Raw genomic sequence first — 4991 nt, forward strand, 5'->3', positions numbered from 1 at the left:
TCCTACAAGGAGTTGCAAATCGCCCAGGGCCGTCAACCCAAAGTTGACAAGTTGCGTATACTGGCAGGCTCTTGGCCCAGATCAGGACACCCTGCCGATGTTGGAAAACAGCTTCGCCTTCCGCCTCAAGGAACTGCTCGAGCATCACAAGCTGACCCTGCAAGCCGTGGGCACGGCCTTGGGTATTTCGCGCACCGCCGTGCACAAATGGACCCGTGGCGGCGAGATCGACTACGACAACCTGCGCAAGCTGGCCGACTTTCTCAAGGTCAACTGGATCTGGCTGCGCTATGGCGACGAGGCACTGCAGAACATCCAGCAACCACAGGTGGTCGAGCTGCCCATGACCGACCTGCGCCGGCGCCTGACCGCCGAGATCATGGAAAGCGAAACACGCATGAAGCTGGCCCAGGAAGGCGCGCGCATCGTCACCTGGGAATGGAACCTGATCAGCGACGAAGTTACCTACTCGCCCAACGTCGAGCAGGTCTATGGCTGGCCGGTCCACCACAACGAAGACTTCTGGAGGCACCTGCCCGACGAAGACGTGCAGCGCATGCAGGGGATGTACGCCGACGCGGTGGCCGACGGCAGTGGCTGCGAATGCGACTTCCGCATCACCCGCCCGGACGGTGAAGTGCGCTGGATTTCTTCCCGCGCCACGGTCGTGCGTGACAGCGCCGGCCGCTCGGTGAAAATGGTCGGCATCAGCATGGACAACACCGAACGCCAGGTCGCCCAGCAGGCGCTGAGCCAAAGCGAGGAGCGCTTTCGGGCGATCTTCGAGCTGGCCTGGGGCGCCCTCGCCTACATCGACCCGGACGGCACCTGGCAGCGGGTCAACAACAGCCTGTGCGAGCTACTGGGCTACCGTGCCGACGAGCTGTATGGCATGACCTTCCAGCAGATCACCCACCCCGACGACCTGGCCCAGAACCTGCAGTTGCTGCAGCGCATGCTGGCCGGCGAAACCGAGCGTTACGAGGTGGAAAAGCGTGTGCGCCACAAGAGCGGCGAGTACATCTGGGTACGCGCGCGCACCTCGCTGCAGCGCCGTGCCAATGGCGAGCCGGAGCACCTGATCAGCGTGTTCGAAGACATCGGCGCCGAGCGCCAGGAGCATGAGCGGCTACAGGCGCACATCGCTGCGCTCGAGGCTCGACTGGCGTCCCGCTAAGCAACCTACAGGACGTCGTCAAAAGCCGAGCGCACAGCGTGCACAACGCGCTCGGCCCGTGCGGCATCCTCCAGCTCCGGGTAAGCCTTTTTCAACTTGCCGGAAACCTGCCAGCCGTTTTCTTTGAGTGAGCGGATAATGCGACTGGCGTCCGGATCGGGCATTTCCAGCACGTCCTTCAGGTGCTCCTGGGCACGCCGGAATACCACCAGCACCCGCGCTTCATCGGCCATCTCCTTGCGCACGGTATGCTCGATGACTCGCGCGGTGTACAACACATGCGCGGTCAAATCCGGGTATCGCCAGGCGACGGCCGCATCATCGTACTCATCGAACATGAAGTTGCTCGAGGTGCCGTCCGTGTAAGTGGTGGCTTTGCCAAACCGATATGACGCCCCATAGCGCTGCATGAACGGCCTGGAAAATACTTCCAGCACCTGGTCGTATCCCACACGAAACGCGATCGAACTGGTGATGGTAGCGGACACCGGCAGGATGACCCCGGCAGGCATGGCCTTGTCGCGAATCAAGGTGTCATTGATGAGAAAACGATGGATGCGGCCATTGCCATCACGCATCGGGTGGATGTACACGAAACCAAATGCCAAAACGGCGGCCCTGGCTAACGACTCGGCACCTCGTGTAGCTGCTTCGAAAGCCTTGAGCCCATCGATCAGCTCCGCGACCTGGCCGTAATGGGGCGCGATGTAGTGCACGATGTCTTCGCGCATGGTCGCCTGCCCGACAAAAACAGGGGACTGCCGCAACCCCAGACCAAGTGCTTCGTGCCCCAATATCCCGGCCTGCAACTTGTGCAGCGATCGCTCGCTCAGCGGTTCTTCGACAGTGCCACAATACCTGGCAATCACGTGCGCAAACCGTTGGATCCTGTCCGCTTGATCGGCTTCTTTCTCGATTAGAAAGCTGGCGCGCGACTCCTTGAAGGTCAACCAGCTGGCGCTGCGCAGCAGAATGTCGGCACCGAAGGCCTGGTCGAGTTCACCCAATGCAGCCGCCAGGTCGAATGCCAAGGCATTTTGAACCTCCTCGGTACGGCGTAGCACCGGGCAGAAACCTGACGTACCCGGCAAGTTGTCGTTTACCCGCCAGCGGCGCACACGCAGTGGCGAGGTACGAACCAAATATTTATGACTGGCGACGGCATCACAGTAGGCACCATTGCCGACATCCGGCACATCCAGTCGGGTGCCTGTGAGCCATTCGTAGAAAAAACCGGTACGGCGGGCAAACTGGCCAAAAGGGGATTGCCTGCACCAGGCCTCGACCGGCTCAGGGCCCACGGCAGCAAACAAGCGCGCAAAGAACTCGAGGTGAATGTCCTCGTATTTGAGGCCGAATTCGAAATGCCCTGCAAAATTGTCCGATGGCCGATAGCTTGGCGGGTATTGATTGCTCACAAGCCCGTCGCTGTCACGGCTCACCCGGGTGGTTCCGATCGTCGATTCGACACGAAATGGCTGCACCATCGTGATGCCATATCGATCGGCCAACGCCCTGAATCCTACCTGCATTGCTGAATCCTTTACCTTTTGCCCGAAAACGCTATCTACTCAAAGAATTTACGCGAAAACATTAACGCCGCAAGTACGAAATGACTAACGGATCAACGAAAACATTAACAAATGGCGATTTCTGGTGAAAAACGCTAACAGGGTGGCATCAAGCGACTACCACCGCAGTCCCCTGTCGCAACCAGTCGATAAACCGTGCAAACAGCTCCGACTGCGAGTTGATCTCCAGCTTCAGGTACAGGTTCTTGCGGTGCATGCGCACGGTCTCCGGGGAGATACCCAGTTCCAGCGCAGTGGACTTCACCGAATGCCCACGCAAGATCATGTGTGCCACCTCTCGCTCACGGTCGGTCAGCACTTGGCAGCCAAAACTGTCGAACGCCGCCTGCAGGCTGCCGCGCTCGACTGAGGCAGGCTCGGGGTCCAGGTTGTGCCTGGCATAGCGCCCCAGCAGTTCGCGGACCATCGGTTCCAGCGCACGCAACAGGTCGATTTGCCCGGCACTCAGGCGCGTGCCGCTGCAGCCCTGGAACAGGCTCAGCGACAGCTTGCGGCCTGCGCTGAGGTCGACGATGTAGTAGCTGTCTTCACTGCAACCGGTGCCCAGGTAATAGGCCTTGTAGTAGTCGCTGTCGAAGAAGTTGTCGGGGGCGATTTCCTGCAAATGGTAAAAGCCTTCGGCCAGCCCGCTTTGCACGGCCAGGCAGAACGGGTCGAGCAGGTAGCCTGCGCTGAAATAGCGCTCCAGCACTGCGGCGCGGTGCAGCTCGGGAATGCCTTGCTGATAGAGCAACTGCGGTGCGCGCCCCTGGCACTCGAGGCTGATCATCATCGACTCCACCTGCACCAGCTGGCCGATGGCAGCGGCCACATATTCCAGTGCATCGGGGGTTTCGCTTTGCGCCAGCGCGCGCTGCAGCGCCGCGTGCCATTGCTGCAGCGCGCCCATCGTGAGGGTAAGCGGGGTGTCGGGAGAGGCCTGGGTCATGCCCGGCAGTCTAGCTTGCCAGGCACGCCCCCGCACAGCCCTTTGCGCCAGGTTCATCGGCCCTGGTACAGGCCAAGCGCAGTCAATTCACGTGCTGTTTCGATGATGCACTGGCGCAGGGTCTCGACGATTTCGTCCACCTGCGCATGGGTGATGATCAACGGTGGCGACATCACGTTCAGGTGCATGATCGGGCGTACCAGCAACCCTTTGGCCTGGGCCTTGCTATGGATGCGCTCACCGATGTTCACCTCGTCCGGGAACAGCGCCTTGCTGGCTTTGTCGGCAACGAACTCGACACAGGCCATCAGCTTCATGCAGCGCACATCTCCCACCAGCGGCAGCTCGCGCAAGTTTTGCAGGCGCTGCTCCAGGTAACTGCCAACGTCCTTGACGTGATCGAGCAGTTGCTCGCGCTCGATGATCTCGATGTTCTTCAGCGCCGCCGTGCAGCACACCGGGTGACCACTGTAGGTGAAACCATGAGTGAAGCAGCGCCCCTTGCCCGGCTCGGCGATCACCTCCCAGATACGCTCGGAGAAGATGCACGCGCCCAGCGGCAAGTAGGCCGAGGTCAGGCCCTTGGCGGTGGTGATGATGTCGGGGGTGACGCCAAACAGTTCTTCACTGGCGAAGAAGGTGCCCAGGCGTCCGAACGAGGTCACCACTTCATCGGCGACGAACAGGATGTCGTAGGTCTGGCACAGTTGCCACATGCGCAGGAAGTAGCCCTCGGGCGGAATGATCACCCCGCCCGAACCCATGATCGGCTCGGCGAAGAACGCCGCCACGTTGTCGGCACCCAGCGACAGGATCTTGTCTTCGAACTCGGCCACCAGGTAGTCGAGGAACTCGGCCTCGTCCATGTCGTCCGGCGCGCGGTACGGGTTGGGGTTGGACACGTGGTGGATCAGGTCGTGGTGATAATCGAACTCCGGTACCCGGTCGGCGGCCTTGTTGCCAATCGACATGGTCAGGGTGGTGGAGCCGTGGTAGGCGTTGTAGCGAGCGATGATGTGTTTCTTGTGCGGCTTGCCACGGCAGTTCTGGTAGTACTGGATCAGCCGGTAGGCGGTGTCGACAGCGGTCGAGCCACCGGTGGTGAGGAACACATGGTTAAGGTCGCCCGGCGCCAGTTGCGCAAGCTTCTGGCACAGTTCGATGGCCACGTCGTTGGCCATGTCGGAGAACGGGTTGGAGTACGCCAGCTGGCGCACCTGGTCGGCGATGGCCAGGGCCATTTCCTCGCGGCCCAGGCCGATATTGGTGCACCACATGCCGCCGACGGCATCGA

General features: G+C 60.9%; 4 protein-coding genes. 1 reads left to right on the plus strand and 3 read right to left on the minus strand.

The features are described 5' to 3' along the window. Nucleotides 1-97 precede the first annotated feature (97 nt). The gene (locus APH42_RS28405; protein WP_012271842.1) at nucleotides 98-1177 is read left to right on the plus strand and encodes a helix-turn-helix transcriptional regulator; all 1080 of its coding nucleotides are present in this window, start codon (nucleotides 98-100) and stop codon (nucleotides 1175-1177) included. A 5-nt stretch (nucleotides 1178-1182) separates the two neighbouring features. Here the strand turns inward: APH42_RS28405 and APH42_RS28410 are convergent, their stop codons facing one another. The 3 genes from APH42_RS28410 to APH42_RS28420 form a co-directional block, all read right to left on the minus strand. Beyond that, nucleotides 1183-2709: a Fic family protein gene (locus APH42_RS28410; RefSeq protein ID WP_060494726.1), complete on the minus strand. Its 1527-nt coding sequence runs from the start codon at nucleotides 2707-2709 to the stop codon at nucleotides 1183-1185. A gap of 148 nt (nucleotides 2710-2857) precedes the next feature. Beyond that, the gene (locus tag APH42_RS28415) at nucleotides 2858-3754 is read right to left on the minus strand and encodes a LuxR C-terminal-related transcriptional regulator (RefSeq protein ID WP_082421479.1); all 897 of its coding nucleotides are present in this window, start codon (nucleotides 3752-3754) and stop codon (nucleotides 2858-2860) included. Continuing rightward, nucleotides 3751-4991 (minus strand): aminotransferase (locus APH42_RS28420; protein ID WP_060494728.1); only part of this gene is annotated, 1241 nt, incomplete at its 5' end. The genes APH42_RS28420 and APH42_RS28415, both read right to left, overlap by 4 nt.

The sequence above is a fragment of the Pseudomonas sp. NBRC 111140 genome, from assembly GCF_001320885.1.
Classification (GTDB): domain Bacteria; phylum Pseudomonadota; class Gammaproteobacteria; order Pseudomonadales; family Pseudomonadaceae; genus Aquipseudomonas; species Aquipseudomonas putida_P.

Excerpts from the sequence above, each read along its gene's own strand:
- APH42_RS28405 (WP_012271842.1), top strand. The coding sequence starts at position 98 with ATGTTGGAAAACAGCTTCGCCTTCCGCCTCAAGGAACTGCTCGAGCAT.
- APH42_RS28410 (WP_060494726.1), bottom strand. The coding sequence starts at position 2,709 with ATGCAGGTAGGATTCAGGGCGTTGGCCGATCGATATGGCATCACGATG.
- APH42_RS28415 (WP_082421479.1), bottom strand. The coding sequence starts at position 3,754 with ATGAACCTGGCGCAAAGGGCTGTGCGGGGGCGTGCCTGGCAAGCTAGA.